This window comes from Streptomyces hygroscopicus, assembly GCF_026168105.1.
GTDB classification, from domain to species: domain Bacteria; phylum Actinomycetota; class Actinomycetes; order Streptomycetales; family Streptomycetaceae; genus Streptomyces; species Streptomyces hygroscopicus_D.
The window spans coordinates 20,412-35,020 of the sequence record NZ_LBMW01000015.1; the positions used below are offsets into that span (position 1 = coordinate 20,412).

Below are 14,609 nucleotides of genomic sequence, written 5' to 3' on the forward strand. Positions count from 1 at the left end.
TGGTGGGGAGTGGCCGCGGCCCTGCTGGCCAACGTGCTGTACAGCTCCGGGTTCGTGCTGGAGAAGAAGGCGCTCGCGGCACTGCCGGAGGTGGACTTCCGGCGCCCGGCCCAGCTGCTGCGCCTGGTCCTGGGCAGCCCCCTGTGGATCGGCGGTTCGCTGTCGCTCGCCGCCGGATTCGGGGCACAGCTCGCCGTCTACCGCACCCTGCCGATCGCCGCCGCCCAGGGCATCTTCGTCTCCGGTCTGGTGCTTCTGGTGCTGTTGTCGGCGCGGCTGCTCGGCGAGGAGACGACCGGCCGGGAGAGATACGCGCTCGGTGCCATCCTGCTCGCCCTGCTGATGGTGGTGCTGTCGCTGCGGGAGGGCTCCGACACCGTGAGCCGCAGCGCCCCGTACCCGCTGATCCTCACCGTGTGCGTGCCCTCGCTGGCGCTGGGCGTGTGGCTGTACGGGGCCGCAGAGCGGCGCGCCCGGCACCGGCACCGGATGCCGACGACCGGAGTCGAGTACGGCGTGGCGGTGGGCCTGCTCTACGGCGTCAGCTCGCTCGCCATCAAGGGTGTGTCCAGTTGTCTGACCGCCGGCGGCCCCGGGGGAGCGGTGCTCGGTGTGCTGCACTCCCCGTACCCCTATCTGCTCCTGTTCACCGGCGGTTTCGGCCTCGTCATGTCACAGGCGGCGCTCCAGCGCTGCCGGGCCTCGCTGATCGTGCCGGTGTGCACCACGGTGACGTGTCTGTTCACGGCGGTGCTCGGCACGCTCTCGTTCGGCGAGGCGCTGCCGCACGAGCCGCTGCGGCTCGGCCTGCGCCTGGCGGGCACGGCCCTCGCGGTCACGGTCCTGCTCACGATGCCCAAGCACGACGCGGCACCTCCCCAACCCCCCGCACCGGCCAAGGAGTTGACTCCCCCATGAACGCGGATGACCCGCTGCTGAAGATCCTGGCCTGCCCGCTGGACAAGGGCCCCCTGCGCCTGCTCCGGGACGAGGGCGCCCCCGAGGCGCTCTACAACCCCCGGCTGCACCGCCGTTATCCGATCGTGGACGGGATACCGCAGCTGCTGCCCACCTCCGGCGAGCAGGTGAGCGAGGACGAGCACGAGCGGCTGCTGAAGAGGATGGTCCCGTGACGACGGCGGCAGCCCGCCTGGCCCGGTTCCTGCCCGTGCGGCTGGTGGCGGCGACCGCGCGACTCGTGTATCCGCGCTTCGAGCCGGAGCTGGCCCGCCTGGCCGATCTGTGCCCGGCGGACTGCGCCACGGCGGTGGACGTGGGCGGCTGGTACGGCCCCTGGACCCACCGCCTGGCGGGACGGTCCCGCCGGGTGGTGACGGTGGAACCGGTCCCCCACCTGGCCCGGCTGCTGGCCTCGACGTCCCCGGCGAACGTCCGCGTGATCCCGGCCGCGGCCTCCGACCGGGGCGGCACGGTCCGGCTGTGGCTGCCGCCGGGCGACGCGGGCGACCGGGGAGTGTCCTCGCTGGTCCGGCGGGACATCCACACCCACGCGGTCGAGGTGCCCTGCGTCACCCTGGACGGACTGGGGCTGCGCGACGTCGGTTTCATCAAGATCGACGTGGACGGCAACGAGTCGGCGGTCCTGCGCGGCGCGAGGGGGATCCTGAGACGCGATCGGCCCGCCCTCTTCATCGAGCTGGAGTCCCGCATCCAGCCGATCGCCCCGGTCGTCGCCTTCCTCGCGGACCTCGGCTACGTGGGCTGGGTCCTGCCGTCCGGCTCCTGGCTCCCGCTGGACCCCCGGTGCCTGGAGGCCCACCAGGCCAGGCTGTCGTACGTCGCCACGCAAGGGTTGCTGCGCCGGGTCCTGCCGTTCGGGGGCCCGCGGTACGTGAACTCGGTGCTGTTCCTGCCGGACGGGCGCCGCCCGGATGCCCGTGCCCATGCCGCTGTCGGTGCCGTGCGCGAGGATGGAGCGCATGCCGCCCGCGAAGCGCCCCACCGGTCCCTTCACTCCCCTTGACTTCCAGCTGGTCCTGCTGCGCCGCATGGCCGACCACAACCCGGACCTCGTCGAGGGTGCCCGCCGCGAGCTGGGCGTCTCCGTCGCCGAGATGCGCGAGGCGAACCGCCGCTGGCAGGCCATGCTGCACGCGCGGCACACCGGTTCGGCCGTCTCCCTCCCCTGCTCTCGGCTCCGCTCGGTCCTGGGCGAGCCGGAGTCCACCACGCCCCGCCGGATCGGCGACCTCACCTGCGACGCCCTGCGGTGGCCGGTACCCCTCTGGCCGGACCTGCGCTTCGAGGCACTGGTGGCGCCGAACGGGGTGGTGTGGAACGAGTGGCTGGTACGGGCGCCGGGCGCCCCCGTCCCGAAGCTGCAGACCCTGGAGGACCTGACCCCCTGGTCCTGCACGGTCGACGAGGTGGCCCGCGCCTTCGCCCCGGCCCGCCCCCTGGAGGGCACGGCCCCCACCCGCTGGGGCCTGGCCTTCACGGCCCCGGACGCGTCGGGCCTGCGGCACGAGACAGCGGCGGAATTCACCTGGGGGTTGTTGCAGCGGGTGGGCGTCACCAACCCGTCCGTACAGCACAACTAGGGCCTGTTCCGACTTGGGATCAACGGTCTGGTCGGAGACTGCTGAGCCGGATGCCGGCGCCCCGACTCCCGGCCACTCGATGTGGACGGCACTTGTACCGCGCCGACGGCACGGGGTTGTCAGGCGACCTCGGAAGAGCTACTCGCCGACAGCGGCAAGGATCGCCTCCGCCACCCGTGGCACCGACCCGGTGTGCAGGTCGAGGAACAGGTTCGGCTCGACCAGTTCCAGCTCCATCACGCACGGCCGGCCGTCCTCGCCGTCCACGAGGTCGACGCGGGCGTAGAGCAGCTCCGGGGCACCGGGAACGGCGGCCAGGGCGCGCTCGGCGACGGCGAGTTCGGCCGGGGTCGGGGTCCAGCGCTCCAGGCCGGGGTGGGCCACCTTCCGCTCGTCGTAGGGCGTGCCCGGCGCGAGGACGGCACCCTTCCGGCTGGCGTGCAGGAGCCGCCCGCCGAAGAACTGCAGCGCCCGCTCCCCGCTGACGTCTATGCCCCGCACATAGGGCTGCACCATCGCGGTGAACCCCTCCGCATGCATCCGCGCGAGCTGCCGTACGGCGGTGGCGTGTTCCCCGGGCGTGTACCGTGCGGCGAAGCGGGCGCCCGCGCCCGAGGTGGGCTTGACGACGTACTCCCGGTCCTCGGGCAGTTCGACGGCGTCACCGGGAGCGAGGTACCGCGTGGGAACGACCGGGACCCCTGCGGCAGCCAGCTCCCCGAGGTAGCGCTTGTCCGCATTCCAGCGCACGACGTCCGCCGGATTGGCCAGCCGCGTGACCGCACCGCACCGCTCGGCCCAGGCCGTGAACTCCTCGGCGCGCCAGCTGTAGTCCCAGGTGGAGCGGATCACGGCCAGGTCGTACGAGGCCCAGTCGACGTCCGCGTCGTCCCAGTGCACCGCGTCGGCCTCGGCCCCGGCCGCCCTCAGCTCCTCCACCAGACCGGGCATGTCCCGGTCGACGGCCACCTCCGGCCCGGGACGGCAGGTGACGAGCGCGACACGGGTGGCGGCGGTGCGGGACACGGCTGGGCTCCTGTTCGTACGAGGGCTGCTGCGCGCAGGCTAACAACGCCGCCGGAATCCACGACAAGCCTGTTGACCTTCACCTTCGGTGAAGCCACAGCCTCGGTGGCGGAACGAGGAACGGCCGGAGGGACGGGATGCGGGCGGTGGGGATGTTGACGATCGGGGCCTTCGCGAAGGCGTGCCGGCTGTCGCCGAAGGCGCTGCGGCTCTACGACGAGCTCGATCTGCTGCGCCCGGCCCGGGTCGACCCGGAGACCGGCTACCGGTACTACGCCGTCGAGCAGCTGGAGCAGGCCCGGCTGGTGGCGTGGCTGCGGCGACTGGGGATGCCGCTGGCCCGCATCCGGCGGGTGTGCGCACTGGACGACGCGGACGCCGCCCGGGAGATCCGCGTGTACTGGGCGCGGGTCGAGGCCGAGACGGCGATGCGCCGGGAGCTGGCGGCGTTCCTCGTGGACCACCTCTCGTCCACCTCGAGGAAGGACACCACCATGCTGGAACTGCGCTACTGCGCCCTCTCGGACCCCGGTCTGGTCCGCACGGCCAATCAGGACGCGGCATACGCGGGCGCCCGCGTCCTCGCCGTGGCCGACGGGTTCGGCCCCGGGGGCGCGCCCGCGAGCTCGGCCGCGGTCGAGGCGCTGCGGTACCTGGACCGGGAGCCACTGCCTGCGGGCGGTGTGCTGAGCCTGCTGGAGGACGCGGTGCGGGGCGCCACCGAGGCCGTCCGGGAGGCGGCGGGTCCGGACGCCGGGGCGGGCACCACCCTCACCGCCGGCGTGTGGACCGGCTCGCAGCTGGCGCTCGTCCACATCGGCGACTCCCGCGCGTATCTGCTGCGCGAGGGCGGGCTGTTCCGGATCACACACGACCACACGGTGGTCCAGTCGATGATCGACGAGGGGCGGCTGACCGCGGAGGAGGCCCTGACCCACCCCCAACGGGCTCTGTTGCTACGGGCGCTGACGGGCGGCGGGACCACCGCCGTACCCGATCTGCGACTGCACGACGCACGGCCGGGCGATCGCTATCTGCTGTGCTCGGACGGCCTGTCCGGGGTCGTGCCCGACGAGGAGATCCGCGGTGTGCTCACTTCGGCGCCCGCCCCGGACGAGGCGGTGCGCACGCTCGTGGGCGCGGCGAACGCGGCCGGCGGGCCGGACAACGTGAGCTGTGTGGTGGCGGACGTGATGGAGGCCGCGTAGCGGACGGGAGCCGTGCGGCACGATCGTGGGTCCATGCGTAGGCAGGCCCCCGTCGGCCGGGGCGAGGTGAGGTCTCCGTCACCGTGGCGACGGGTTTCGCCCACGCTGAGGTAGGAACGGTCCTGATGTCCGTACGTCCGCCCCGTCGCAAGGAGTCCCGCGTGTCCTCCCTCTTTCCGGCCCTGACCGACCCGGGGGCCGCGCGACGGCCCGCCCTGCGCTTCGGTGAGCGGGCCCTGACGTACGCGGAGCTGGCCGCGGCGGCGGGTGCGCTCGCCGGGCGGCTCGGCGGCCGGAAAAGGGTGGCCGTGTGGGCCACGCCCTCCCTGGAGACCGCCGTCGCGGTGGTGGCCGCGCTGACCGCCGGCATGTCCGTCGTCCCGCTCAACCCGAAGTCCGGCGAGGGCGAACTGCGGCACATCCTGGCGGACAGCGCACCGCCGCTGGTACTGGCCGCCCCCGACGATGAACTTCCGTCATCGGTAAGGGAGTTGGAGCGTATCGACGTCGATGTGCACGGCGCGGGCCCCTTCGCTCCCGCCGGGGCCGCGGACGAGGATCCGGCTCTCGTCGTCTACACCTCCGGAACCACCGGCCCGCCCAAGGGCGCGATCATCCCCCGCCGAGCCGTGGCCGCCACGCTCGACGCGCTCGCGGACGCCTGGCAGTGGACCGGCGACGACGTGCTCGTGCACGGGCTGCCGCTGTTCCATGTGCACGGGCTGGTCCTCGGCGTCCTCGGCCCGCTGCGCCGGGGCGGCGCCGTACGCCATCTGGGCCGGTTCGGAACGGACGGCGTGACGCGCGAGCTGGGCGCGGGGGCGACCATGCTGTTCGGCGTGCCCACGATGTACCACCGCATCGCCGAGGCCCTGCCCGCCGACCCGGAGCTGGCCAAGGCGCTGGGCGGGGCCCGGCTGCTGGTCTCCGGGTCCGCCGCGCTGCCGGTGCACGACCACGAGCGGATCGCCGCCGCGACCGGCCGCCGGGTCGTCGAGCGGTACGGGATGACCGAGACCCTGATGAACACGAGTGTGCGCGCGGACGGGGAGCCGCGCCCCGGCACGGTCGGCGTGCCGCTGCCCGGGGTCGAGCTGCGGCTCGTGGAGGAGGACGGCTCGCCGATCACCGTGTACGACGGGGAGACGGTGGGCGAGATCCAGGTCCGCGGGCCGAACCTGTTCACGGGCTACCTCAACCGGCCCGAGGCCACGGCCGCCGCCTTCACCGCCGACGGCTGGTTCCGCACCGGGGACATGGCGGTGCGCGAGGCCGACGGTTATGTGCGCATCGTGGGCCGCAAGGCCACCGACCTGATCAAGAGCGGCGGATACAAGATCGGGGCGGGCGAGATCGAGAACGCGCTGCTCGAACACCCGGGTGTGCGGGAGGCCGCCGTCACCGGGGAGCCCGACGAGGACCTGGGCGAGCGGATCGTCGCCTGGGTGGTGCCGACCGACCCCGGGGCCCCTCCCGGCGCGGAGGAGCTGGCCGACCACGTGGCCCGCAGGCTCGCCCCGCACAAGCGCCCCCGCGTGGTGCGCCATCTCGACGCGCTGCCCCGCAACGAGATGGGGAAGATCATGAAGCGGGCACTGGGCGATGCCTGAGCGCCCGGCCGCGCGGGAGGCCCTCGCCCGCGTCGCCGACGAGTTCCGCGAACTCCCTGGCCCGGCCCGGGAGTCACCGCCGGACGGCCCGCTGGGGTGGGCGGGCTACGACGCCTCACGCGCCCGCGCCGCCGAGCGCACCGGCGAGGAGGAGTCCGTGGTCTGCGGCACCGCGAACGTCGAGGGCACCCGAGCGGTGCTGATCGCGTTCGAGTTCGGCTTCCTCGGCGGCTCCCTGGGCGAGCGCACCGGCGATCGGCTGGAGGCGGCGCACGGTTACGCCCGTGAGCACCGGCTGCCGGTCGTCTCGCTCGTCGCGACCGGCGGCAGCCGGATGCAGGAGGGCATGCTCGCGCTGACCCAGCTCCAGCGGGTGGCCCGGCAGTCGGCGCTCACCCGCGCGGCCGGGCTGCCGCAGCTCGCGGTGCTGCGCGACCCGACGACCGGCGGCGGCTGGGCCACGCTGGGCGCGGGCGCCGACGTGGTGTTGGCCCTGCCGGACGTCCAGGTGGGCTTCGCGGGGTCCCGGGTGCGCCCGCAGGACGCGGACCCGGCGGCTTACACCGCTCAGGCGCAGCTGGCGGCGGGTGCGGTCGACGCGATCGTACGGCCCGAGGAACTGCGGGAGACGCTGGGGCTCTGGCTGCACCTGCTGACGGGCGGCGCGTCCCGGAACCCCGACGCGCCCGAGGCCCCCGACGAACCCGAGGCCCCCGGCCGCCCGGCGGCCGTCGCGAACGAGCCCACCCCCGCCCCCGTCCCGGCCGCCCTCGCGGCCACGGGCCTCCCCGCCACCGGCTGGGACGCCGTCCGGCGCGCCCGGGATCCGGGGCGCCCGCGCGCCGAGGCCTACCTGGACGCGTACTTCACCCGGCGGGCCGCCCTGAGCGGCGACCGCTGTGGCGGCAGGGACGACGGCATGCTGTGCGGTTTCGGCATCCACGAGGGCCGTACGGTCGCGTACGCCGCCCAGACCGGCACCGCGACCCGTCCGGCGGGATACCGTACGGCCGCCCGTCTGATCCGTCTGGCGGACCTGCTGTCCCTCCCGGTTCTCACGCTGGTGGACACGCCGGGCGCCGCCAACGACGCCGAGGCCGAGCGGCAAGGCGTGGGCGCCGCGATCGCGGACCTGTTCGCCGCGGTCGCCACCGCCCGTACGCCGCTCACCACCCTGCTGATCGGCGAGGGCGGCTCCGGCGGAGCCCTCGCCCTGGCCGCGCCCGGCAACACCTGGGCCACGCCGGACAGTTACTTCTCCGTCATCGCGCCGGAGCTCGCCGCCGCGATCCTCAAGCGCCCGGCCGACCAGGTGCGGTCGACGGCGGACCAGCTCCGTCTGCGGCCCCAGGACCTCGTGGCTCTGGGGGTCGTACGGGGGATCGTGGGCGGTGACGCGGTGCAACCCACCACGCCGTGACGGTCCGGCGGCTCTCCTCCAGCCCGTGACCCGATCCGGGATGGGGGGGAAAGCCACAGGCCGGGAGGGACCACGCGCCCGAACGCAAGCCTCCTTGAGCGCCACGCGCCCGAACGCAAGCCTCCCGCGGCGCGACGCGCCCGACGTCACCCGTTCGGGTGAACCCCTCCCGGCCGCTCCCAACGGGCGCGGCGCACGTCCATGGCACACGATGTTCTCGGGAGGTACCGCCATGACCGTCAGCCTGGACCAGCTGCGCCGTTGCCACTTCGCCGTCGACCTGGGGGCGGCGAGGACCCGTGTCTACGTCAAGGGCGCGGGGCTGGTGGTGGACCAGCCCAGTGCCGCAGCCGTGAACACCCGCACGGGCGCGCTGATCGCAGTCGGCGAGCTCGCCGAGAAGATGACGGGGCGCACACCCTCGTACATCCGTGTCGTCCGGCCCGTCTCGGGCGGCACCGTCGTCGACATAGAGATGGCCCAGCGCATGCTGCGCCATCTGCTGGGGGAGAAGCTGCGCCGTTCCCTGCGTCGCAAGCCCCGGTTGCGGGCCGCCGCCTGCACCCCGCACGACGCGGATCCACTGGCCCAGCGCGCGACCATCGAGACCCTGGTCGGACTGGGCGCGCGCAGGGTCGAACTGGTCGACACGCTCGTCGCCGCCGCCGTGGGGTGCGGGCTGCCCGTCGAGCAGCCCGAGGCTTCCATGATCATGGTGTGCGGTGCCGCAGCCACACAGATCGCCGTCCTTTCGCTGGGGAACATCGTGACCGCCGAGCGGGTCCCGGTGGGCGGCGAGGCCGTCGACCACGCGATCGTTCAACTGCTCCGCCACGAGCACGAGTTGATGCTGCCGAGTCAGTCCGTACGACCGCTGCGGCTCGCCCTCTCCGGCAACGGGCTCTCCCCGCACGGGCCCACCTCCACCGAGATCCTGGGCCGGGACGTGGCCACCGGGCTCGCGCGCTCCGTAAAGGTCGACACGGCGGCCATACGAGTCGCCATCCAGACCCCGCTCACCGCCGTCCTCGACGGCATCGGCAAGGTGCTGCGCGACTGTCCGCCCGATCTGGTGGCCGACCTCGCCGACCGAGGGATCATGATGGTCGGCGGCAGCGCGCTGCTGCCGGGTCTCGACCAGATGCTGCGCCAGGCGACGGGTATGCCCGTGCACATCGCCGAACGCCCCGACATCTGCGCCGTCCAAGGCCTGGGCGAGATGCTGGAGGGCAGGATCCAGCCCCTGACGTTCAACCCGCTGGCCGCCTGAGCCGGGCCCCGCGCCGGAGTCCCAAGTCCCGGCAGGGGTCCTGGCATGGGCCGCCGAAGCCTTCCGGCTGACCACCCACGGCTGTGCGCGCGAGGCGGGACCGGGCGTGTACGGCATCCCCGCTCCCCGCGCGTTCCGAGCGCGGCCGGGGCAGCCGCCTTGCTGCGCAATGGACTTGAGGCCGTCCCCGCCGAGCGGCTGTGGGTGAACCCCGACTGCCGTCTGAAGACGCACGGTTGGCCCGAGACACGCGCGTCCCTGGAGAATCCGGTTGCCGCGGCCCGAACGGTCCGCGACGAGCCCTCCGGCTGCTGATCCGGCGCATGGCCGGGAGGACATCGGCGCCTCGGCCGTGATGCCGTATGAAGAGAACGTCGGTATGGGTCGTGCGTGCAGGACAGGAGCGAAGGTTTGACCAGCCGTGTCACATTGATCTCACCCGCCATGAACCGATCACTGCGAGAGGCCCGGTTCGACGACGGCTGTCCGCTCGACGCGAGCGGCACGGCCCGTGCCCGGTCCGCCGCCCACACACTTCAGGTGGCTGACCGCGTGCTGGTCTCCCCCAGCCTGCGCTGCGGCGAGACAGCGTCGGCCCTCGGTCTCGACGCCACGCGTGCACCGGAGTTGGCGGGCCTGGACGTGGGCCGCTGGCGGGGCCGGACGCTCGACGAGGTCGGCGCGGCGGAACCGGACGTACTCGCCCGCTGGCTGACGGATCCGGGCGCCGCACCCCACGGCGGGGAGTCGGTGCGTGCCCTCTGCGCGCGCGTGGCCGACTGGCTCGAGGCGTTGCGCGAGAATGACGGCAGGACCCTCGCCGTGGTGGAGCCGGAGATCGTACGGGCCGTGGTGATCAGGGTCTTCGACGCGCCTGAGGCGGCATTCTGGCGGCTCGATGTCCCGCCCTTGACGGCGACCGAGCTCAGCGGACGAGCCGGCCGTTGGAACCTGCGGCTGGGGCAGGCGCTGGGTCAGCCGGCCACCGGGGACTGACGGAGCATCGTTCGCCCGCCGACGGACCGATCACTGTCGGCGCGGGCACGGCGGAAGTACGTTCCTCCCCCGAATCCCGTCCGGCGGCTCCACTGCGGTGGCGATCGACGAGTGCCGCTAGTGCGGTACGGGAGTTGCCTGTGCGGGGGGCGCGACCGCCGCGGGACGCGGCGACAGCAGACGCTGCGCCAGCTCACCGAAGATCAGCCCGTATCCGGTCCACAGAGTGCACTGGATGGCGAGCGCGGAGAGCCGGAACCGCCACAGCACGGTGGCTGGGAAGTCCTTCGGCACCTCGTTGACGACCGGCAGGAACGCGTAGGCGAGTCCGATCACGAGGACGAAGAACGTTACCGCGGCCACGGTGGCGTGCCAGGTGCCCCACCGGGGTGCGAGCCGCTTGCCCAGGATGACGGCCGCGACCGCCAGCAGCACGCTGAGCAGCATCATCAGGAAGTACAGGGTGGTGCGCTTGCCGATGGTGTCGGGGTTGCCGACCGACGGCGGGTTGGCCGGGTACTTCAGGAACGGCACGACGTACACGGCCAGCAGTGCGCATGCGGACAGCAGCAGTGCCGTGGCCCGGGGGCTGAAGCGACCGACCCTGCCGAGAGCGAAGCAGTAGGCGAGCGCGGCGATGCCGCCGAAGGCCACCCCGTAGATGAGGACGCCGGTGGCGAGACCGGCCGTGGACTGCAGGGAGCGGGAGACGATCTCCATCTCGTGCTCGTGGGAGTGCGCTTCCTCGAACCTGATCGCACTGGCGACGTTCGGCTCACCGAGGAAGTAGGCGACGACCAGGGCGAGCACGCCGGCCGCAAGGCCGGCGAGCATGCCCCGCACGAGGAGATTTCGCACGGTCGTGGAGTTCATGGCTGTGCGGCGCCCCTCGTCAGTGGCAGGGGAAACCGAGCAGATGGCGGGCGTCGTGCACCCACTCGTGAACATCCGTGCCGTTGAACACGGAGGTGGCGCCCTGCTCGGCGCCGACGAAGTACAACAGGACCAGCATCAGGATGCCGAAGAAGACCGCCCACGGAGCGATCGCCTTCAGCGGCAACTTGGCGGGTACGACGGGGGTGGTGGCTGTCGGCTGAGCGACGGTCTGCGCCATGGCAGGACCTCCTCTGGGAGTTCGCGTCCCATCTCGGTGGTGCACAGGACGACAGCTGCGGGTCTGACTCACAAGACGCCCGCCCGCCGAGCGGTCCGTCTCGTTCACAGTGGCGCGACCGTGCCGGATTCCCACCGGCTTCCGCCTCACCGTCGTCGTTGTCGCACAGACCGTACCGTGCGACGGGAACATGGCCAAGACCGCATCGTCTGCCGTGATCTTCGTCTCGATGGCGCGGGCCGGCCGGTGCGACCTGCGGGTCGGAGGTGGCCTCAGCGGCGCACCACCCGGCACGCCTCGGCCGTTGTGACCGGATCCCCATGAGCGACACCAGCGGCCCACTCGGTACACCAGCGGGCCGGATCCCCAGGCGTCTGGACCCCCCAAGGCACGCTCATGGCGTACGCCGCCCTGCACGGGCGAGAGGATCTGGTGGCGAGTCCGGGCTGCCGCAGGCGTCCGGACGGAGGAGGCGTTCGGCGCCGACACGAGCACAGGTCCGACGGTCCGCTCGCGGCTGTTGCGGGGCCGCCAGGCCCAATCGCCACGGATCCTTTCCGCGACAGGATCCCGCCGCACAACCTCCCCCGTCCTGACCGCCGTTGCTCCGGCCTCGGCACGGGCACCGAGCGCCACCGGCCGCGACTCGGGCGACAACAAGGCGGACGGCCGGAAAGCAAGATCCGGAGCGGGGGCGGCACACCGCGTGGCTCAGCGGGAGACCGATCGGGCCGCCCTCTGAGCCATCAGGGCCACGGTTGGTCCCTCCGGGCCGCCGCCGGGCTACTTGATCTTGGTCCGGGCGAGTGAGCGAGGGTCGAGACGCTGGCGTGTCGACCCTCGCCCTTACGTCTCCACGGGTAGAAACGCTTCTGCGCGTGTAGCGCCTGGTGGGGCGGGTGGGACTCGAACCCACGGCCGACGGATTATGAGTCCGCTGCTCTAACCGGCTGAGCTACCGCCCCATTACGGCGCGTCGCGTACACGTGTGCGCGCCGTCTGCCGCAGCATAGCCGCTCATACGATCTCCTGCTTCGGATGGTCGGCTTCGCATGACCTTGAGGACTCCGCCGTGAGCGCGGCGGTTCCTGCGGACATGAAAAAGGACCCCAGCGGGGTCCTCGTTCAGCATGCTCCCCCGACTGGACTCGAACCAGTAACCTGCCGGTTAACAGCCGGCTGCTCTGCCAATTGAGCTACGGAGGACCGAGCTCCCCCGACTGGACTCGAACCAGTAACCTGCCGGTTAACAGCCGGCTGCTCTGCCAATTGAGCTACGGAGGAATGCCTCGTTGCATCGAACGTACCTACCTGGGTATTCGCCAGGGGGCGCGCGCTCGCTGCGACACATACATTAGCGCAAGCAGGGGGGTGCTCCGCCAATCGGTACTCCCCGCGATCGATGCCCACGCAAGGGACGACGCAGACGCAAGGGAAGGGTGGCCGCCATGCGCTATCGGCTCACGTTCGCCGCCGGGCTGGTGCTGGGCTATGTGCTGGGCACGCGGGCCGGGCGTGAACGTTACGAGCAGCTGAAGAAGTCGGCCCGCCTCGTCGCGCAGAACCCCGCCGTACGCAACACCGCCGAGACGGCCGCCGTGCAGGGGCGCGAGATCGCCGGCAAGGCCTTCCACGCGGTGAGCGACAAGGTCGGCGACCGCATGCCCGACTCGGTGGCCGGCCGCGTGCGCTCACTGCGTGAACGCAGCGCGAACGGCACCGGCCAGGACGACTGGGGCACCAGCAACACCTGACCGCCGCCGCCCCGGGGGAGCCAGGGTGGACCTCCCGGCGCGGCGCGGACACCCCCCTCCGTACGGCAGAATTTCTGCCATGGGGATAGTCGCCGGGTTGGACAGTTCGCCCGATTTCACTCGTATCGTCGTCTGCGACGCGGACACGGGCGCCGTGCTCAGGCAGGGGTATGCACCGCACCCTGTGGAGAACGCCGAGGGTGGCCGTCCCTCCGACGTCGACCCGCAGGCCTGGCTGCTGTCCCTGGGGGAGGCGGCCGGCGGCGGGCTCCTCGAGGGCGTGCAGGCCATCGGCGTGTCGTCGCAGCAGAACGCGCTGGTCCCGCTCGACTCCCAGGGCGCCACCGTGCGGCCCGCCATGGTCGGCGGCGACAGGCGGGCGCAGGTCGCGGCGGCCGATCTCATCGACGCCCTCGGCGGGCGCCAGGCCTGGGCCGAGGCCGTCGGCTCAGTACCGGGGGCCGCCCAGCCCGTGACCAAGCTGCGCTGGCTCGCAAGGACCGAACCCGACAACGCCCGGCGGACGGCCGTGCTGTTGCAGGCCCACGACTGGCTCGTGTGGCAGCTGCTCGGGCGGCTCGTGCGCAGAACCACCGACCGCGGCGGCGCCTCGGGGACCGGGTACTGGTCGGCGGCGACCGGCGCGTACCGCTCGGACCTCGTCGAGATGGCGCTCGGACACCAGGCCATGCTCCCCGAGGTGCTCGGCCCGTCCGAGGCCGCGGGCACGACACCGGAGGGGCTGCTGATCTCCGCGGGCACCGGCGAGACCATGGCCGCCGCCCTGGGCCTGGGCATCGGACTCGGCGACGCGGTCGTCTCGCTCGGCGCCTCCGGGTCCGTGATGGCCGTGCACCCCGAGGCCCTCGTGGACTCCAGCGGGATGATCACCTCGCTCGCGGACGCGACGGGCATGCATCTGCCCGTGGTGACCACCCTCAACGCCGTGCGCACCCTGCGCGGCACCGCCGAACTGCTCGGCCTGCCCGACCTGGAGTCCCTGTCCGACCTGGCGATGAAGTCGACGCCGGGCTCGCACGGGCTCGTCATGCTCCCGTACCTGGAGGGCGAGCGGACCCCGAACCTGCCGCACACCGCGGGCACCCTGGCCGGACTGCGGCGCGAGTCGATGAAGCCCGAGCATCTGGCGCGGGCCGCGTTCGAGGGCATGCTGTGCGGGCTCGCGGACGCGCTGGACGTGCTGCGCGGGCGCGGGGTGGAGGTACGGCGGATCTTCCTGCTGGGGGCCGCCGCGGAGCTGCCCGCCGTGCAGGCGGCGGCGCCCGCGCTGTTCGGCGTGCAGATCGTGGTCCCACAGCCCGCGGACTACGCGGCGATCGGCGCGGCCCGGCAGGCGGCCTGGTCCCTCGGCGTCTCGCAGGGCACCCTCGACCCGCGCCACCCGCCCGCCTGGCAGGGCGCGGTCGCACAGGTCCTGGAGCCGGGCGAGGAACTGGCAGTGGGACAGGCCGTGCGCCAGCAGTACGTGTCGGTACGCGAGCAGACGCATCCGGCGGCGTTCCGCTCGTAGTGCGCCCCCGCCGTCCTCCCTTCGGCCTAGGCCCGGAGGCTGAAACCGGGTCAGCACATTGCCCGCTGTCGGATTAATCGGTTGAGGTAACGCGGGTGGAGTGTCCGACGATAGGGGGT

General features: G+C 72.8%; 14 protein-coding genes, 3 tRNA genes, 1 pseudogene and 1 riboswitch. Of the genes and pseudogenes, 12 read left to right on the forward strand and 6 right to left on the reverse strand.

Annotation, left to right across the window (positions count from 1 at the left end; genetic code table 11):
- Positions 1–9: 9 nt before the first annotated feature.
- From AAW14_RS16535 to AAW14_RS16550, 4 genes are read left to right on the forward strand one after another with little or no spacing between them, the layout of a single operon-like run.
- Positions 10–918 (forward strand): hypothetical protein, encoded by a 909-nt coding sequence (locus AAW14_RS16535; RefSeq protein ID WP_265564715.1) that lies wholly within the window; start codon positions 10–12, stop codon positions 916–918.
- Positions 915–1,133, forward strand: a complete 219-nt coding sequence (locus AAW14_RS16540) for a Trm112 family protein (RefSeq protein WP_265564607.1) — start codon at positions 915–917, stop codon at positions 1,131–1,133. Before AAW14_RS16535 ends, AAW14_RS16540 begins: the two co-directional genes overlap by 4 nt.
- Positions 1,130–1,984: an FkbM family methyltransferase gene (locus tag AAW14_RS16545; RefSeq protein ID WP_265564608.1), complete on the forward strand. Its 855-nt coding sequence runs from the start codon at positions 1,130–1,132 to the stop codon at positions 1,982–1,984. The genes AAW14_RS16540 and AAW14_RS16545 overlap by 4 nt, the downstream gene beginning before the upstream one ends.
- Positions 1,932–2,561: a hypothetical protein gene (locus tag AAW14_RS16550; RefSeq protein WP_416223315.1), complete on the forward strand. Its 630-nt coding sequence runs from the start codon at positions 1,932–1,934 to the stop codon at positions 2,559–2,561. Before AAW14_RS16545 ends, AAW14_RS16550 begins: the two co-directional genes overlap by 53 nt.
- Positions 2,562–2,699: 138 nt before the next feature.
- On the opposite strand, the gene AAW14_RS16555 is transcribed toward AAW14_RS16550, so the two are convergent.
- Positions 2,700–3,512, reverse strand: coding sequence for an ATP-grasp domain-containing protein (locus AAW14_RS16555; protein ID WP_265564716.1), 813 nt, complete (start codon positions 3,510–3,512; stop codon positions 2,700–2,702).
- A gap of 221 nt (positions 3,513–3,733) precedes the next feature.
- Between AAW14_RS16555 and AAW14_RS16560 the strand changes: the two genes are divergently transcribed.
- The 6 genes and pseudogenes from AAW14_RS16560 (at position 3,734) to AAW14_RS16585 (ending at position 10,091) form a co-directional block, all read left to right on the forward strand.
- On the forward strand, positions 3,734–4,795 hold the full coding sequence (locus tag AAW14_RS16560) for a MerR family transcriptional regulator (protein ID WP_265564610.1): 1,062 nt from the start codon (positions 3,734–3,736) through the stop codon (positions 4,793–4,795).
- 161 nt (positions 4,796–4,956) lie between these two features.
- On the forward strand, positions 4,957–6,405 hold the full coding sequence (locus AAW14_RS16565; protein ID WP_265564611.1) for an acyl-CoA synthetase: 1,449 nt from the start codon (positions 4,957–4,959) through the stop codon (positions 6,403–6,405).
- Positions 6,398–7,825 carry a carboxyl transferase domain-containing protein gene (locus AAW14_RS16570; protein WP_265564612.1) on the forward strand — a complete coding sequence of 476 codons (1,428 nt, stop codon included), beginning with the start codon at positions 6,398–6,400 and terminating at the stop codon, positions 7,823–7,825. The genes AAW14_RS16565 and AAW14_RS16570 overlap by 8 nt, the downstream gene beginning before the upstream one ends.
- Positions 7,826–8,057: 232 nt before the next feature.
- Positions 8,058–9,095 carry a rod shape-determining protein gene (locus AAW14_RS16575; protein WP_265564613.1) on the forward strand — a complete coding sequence of 346 codons (1,038 nt, stop codon included), beginning with the start codon at positions 8,058–8,060 and terminating at the stop codon, positions 9,093–9,095.
- Positions 9,096–9,153: 58 nt separating this feature from the next.
- Positions 9,154–9,410: pseudogene (locus AAW14_RS16580) on the forward strand (5-methyltetrahydropteroyltriglutamate--homocysteine S-methyltransferase); the annotation flags it as partial.
- A 96-nt stretch (positions 9,411–9,506) separates the two neighbouring features.
- Complete coding sequence (locus AAW14_RS16585; RefSeq protein ID WP_265564614.1) at positions 9,507–10,091, forward strand: histidine phosphatase family protein; 585 nt, start codon at positions 9,507–9,509, stop codon at positions 10,089–10,091.
- A 117-nt stretch (positions 10,092–10,208) separates the two neighbouring features.
- Here the strand turns inward: AAW14_RS16585 and AAW14_RS16590 are convergent, their stop codons facing one another.
- The 5 genes from AAW14_RS16590 to AAW14_RS16610 all read right to left on the reverse strand — a co-directional run bounded on the left by AAW14_RS16590 (position 10,209) and on the right by AAW14_RS16610 (position 12,489).
- Positions 10,209–10,964, reverse strand: a complete 756-nt coding sequence (locus tag AAW14_RS16590; RefSeq protein ID WP_265564615.1) for a CbtA family protein — start codon at positions 10,962–10,964, stop codon at positions 10,209–10,211.
- A 19-nt stretch (positions 10,965–10,983) separates the two neighbouring features.
- Entirely contained in the window at positions 10,984–11,205 is a 222-nt protein-coding gene (locus AAW14_RS16595; protein ID WP_191875862.1) for a CbtB domain-containing protein, read from the reverse strand.
- 38 nt (positions 11,206–11,243) lie between these two features.
- Positions 11,244–11,391: riboswitch (cobalamin riboswitch) on the reverse strand.
- Between the two features lie 702 nt (positions 11,392–12,093).
- Positions 12,094–12,170: transfer RNA gene (locus tag AAW14_RS16600), tRNA-Ile, on the reverse strand.
- Positions 12,171–12,338: 168 nt separating this feature from the next.
- Positions 12,339–12,411: transfer RNA gene (locus AAW14_RS16605), tRNA-Asn, on the reverse strand.
- Between the two features lie 5 nt (positions 12,412–12,416).
- Positions 12,417–12,489, reverse strand: a tRNA-Asn gene (locus AAW14_RS16610).
- A gap of 164 nt (positions 12,490–12,653) precedes the next feature.
- Here AAW14_RS16610 and AAW14_RS16615 point away from each other — a divergent pair.
- A complete protein-coding gene (locus tag AAW14_RS16615; RefSeq protein ID WP_265564616.1) occupies positions 12,654–12,959 on the forward strand; it encodes a YtxH domain-containing protein in 306 nt (101 codons plus the stop codon).
- Positions 12,960–13,038: 79 nt separating this feature from the next.
- On the forward strand, positions 13,039–14,490 hold the full coding sequence (locus AAW14_RS16620) for a xylulokinase (RefSeq protein ID WP_265564617.1): 1,452 nt from the start codon (positions 13,039–13,041) through the stop codon (positions 14,488–14,490).
- Positions 14,491–14,609: the final 119 nt, after the last annotated feature.

Excerpts from the sequence above, each read along its gene's own strand:
- AAW14_RS16540 (WP_265564607.1), top strand. The coding sequence starts at position 915 with ATGAACGCGGATGACCCGCTGCTGAAGATCCTGGCCTGCCCGCTGGAC.
- AAW14_RS16550 (WP_416223315.1), top strand. The coding sequence starts at position 1,932 with ATGGAGCGCATGCCGCCCGCGAAGCGCCCCACCGGTCCCTTCACTCCC.
- AAW14_RS16555 (WP_265564716.1), bottom strand. The coding sequence starts at position 3,512 with ATGCCCGGTCTGGTGGAGGAGCTGAGGGCGGCCGGGGCCGAGGCCGAC.
- AAW14_RS16570 (WP_265564612.1), top strand. The coding sequence starts at position 6,398 with ATGCCTGAGCGCCCGGCCGCGCGGGAGGCCCTCGCCCGCGTCGCCGAC.
- AAW14_RS16575 (WP_265564613.1), top strand. The coding sequence starts at position 8,058 with ATGACCGTCAGCCTGGACCAGCTGCGCCGTTGCCACTTCGCCGTCGAC.
- AAW14_RS16590 (WP_265564615.1), bottom strand. The coding sequence starts at position 10,964 with ATGAACTCCACGACCGTGCGAAATCTCCTCGTGCGGGGCATGCTCGCC.
- AAW14_RS16595 (WP_191875862.1), bottom strand. The coding sequence starts at position 11,205 with ATGGCGCAGACCGTCGCTCAGCCGACAGCCACCACCCCCGTCGTACCC.
- AAW14_RS16615 (WP_265564616.1), top strand. The coding sequence starts at position 12,654 with ATGCGCTATCGGCTCACGTTCGCCGCCGGGCTGGTGCTGGGCTATGTG.
- AAW14_RS16620 (WP_265564617.1), top strand. The coding sequence starts at position 13,039 with ATGGGGATAGTCGCCGGGTTGGACAGTTCGCCCGATTTCACTCGTATC.